2 protein-coding genes are annotated in these 1,537 nt (G+C 30.8%); both read left to right on the top strand.

The window, feature by feature from the left end; genetic code table 11:
- Positions 1 to 361 (top strand): hypothetical protein (locus AC4AGG_RS16390; protein WP_489773097.1); only part of this gene is annotated, 361 nt, incomplete at its 5' end.
- A gap of 233 nt (positions 362 to 594) precedes the next feature.
- Complete coding sequence (locus tag AC4AGG_RS16385) at positions 595 to 1,524, top strand: alpha/beta fold hydrolase (protein WP_489773096.1); 930 nt, start codon at positions 595 to 597, stop codon at positions 1,522 to 1,524.
- Positions 1,525 to 1,537 lie beyond the last annotated feature (13 nt).

Here is a 1,537-nt window from a genome sequence, read left to right as displayed (position 1 = left end):
TAAATCTCCTGAAAATAGTGCGGTTGTTTCTTTGGATAATTATTACTGGACCATAAAAGAAGATGTAAATATTGATTATTGTGCAAAGGCAAACATAGAAAAGCTGTTGAGTTTGGCTGATGAAGCTTATTGTTTCTTAAAACAAACTGCAAGGTATGATGAGTTTATCGAAGCAAAGTATCAATATCTAATAGCCTATCCAAAAACAGATAAATTTAAATGGGTAGTTGCTGTTTTTTGGTTTGTTTACCCAGGTATTGCACCATGGTTTGACAAAGACCCGAAAGCTGAAAATATTTTAAAAAAAGTGTTGGATTTTTATGGAAAAGTCATCATTCGACGAGATAATGCCAGCCACTAACATCGTGTTTGCAAAAGAGCGGGTTAAGTGCAAACCTGAACTTTTGTACTTTCTTCACCGCAAAAACCATTTTTTATTTGCATAAAAAATGTAAATTAGCAAATGAAAAATGGTTTTGCTTACGTTGGTGCAAAGTTGAGACTTTCAGTGCTTTCTACCCCGCTCCTTCGCAAACACGCGAACCGTTGGCGGTAATTTTATCAAAACTCATACCCAAACATAGAATCCCAAAAATGATAAGAATATTTTTACTAATTTTTTGTACGCTAATATCAATAATTGGAAAAGCACAAACAGAAACGATATATTCAAAAACTTATGGGAATAAAGAAAATCCAGTATTAATTTTCATTCATGGTGGACCAAGAGGTAACTCTACACTTTTCGAAGGAACAACTTCTGAAAAATTGTCTGAAAAAGGATTTTATGTAATCGTTTATGATAGACGTGGTGAAGGTCGCTCAATCGATACAACCGCAACTTTTACTTTTCAAGAAGTAATTAAAGATTTAAACAGTCTTTATGAAAAATACAACATAAAAAAAGCAAATATTATTGCACATAGCTTTGGTGGTTTAGTTGGAACTCTTTTCGCAGAGCAAAATCCTGAAAAAGTAAATTCTTTAATTCTTGCGAGTGCTCTTTTTTCTCAACAAGAAACGTATAACCACATTTTGGAAACAACAGAAAAAATCTATCAAAAAAAGAATGACTCAGTAATGCTTTCCAAAATTTATGAAATTGAAAAATTGGATAAAAATTCGGCTGAATATAGAAAGCAATGTTATGAAATTGCAAGTATTAATGAGTATTTTAAGATGCCATTTCCGACAATTGAAGCAAATCAACTTAGAGAAAATTATGAGAATAGTGTGTTTGCAAAAAATAATATCAGAAATGACAACGCTCCTGTTTTATTCTACAAAAATGAAAGCAAAAATAATATAGACACAAAACTTATTTTAAAGAAACTAAAAAAAGAGAATGTGAAATTATTTGCAATTTATGGTTTGCAGGACAAAATATTTTCAGAAAAGCAATTAACAGATATGAAGAAAATTGTAGGAAAGAGAAATTTCAAAACCATCGATAATTGTTCTCATTATCCATTTGTTGACCAACAAGAAAAATTCATTAAAACAATTGAAAAGTGGCTTAAATAAAAAAACTACCGCC

It is taken from the genome of Chryseobacterium sp. CG10_8 (assembly GCF_058117085.1).
Note: the sequence above shows the minus strand (reverse complement) of the source record. Positions and strands in the feature narration are given on the sequence as shown.

Coding starts and splice junctions, on each gene's coding strand:
- AC4AGG_RS16385 (WP_489773096.1), top strand. CDS start 595: ATGATAAGAATATTTTTACTAATTTTTTGTACGCTAATATCAATAATT.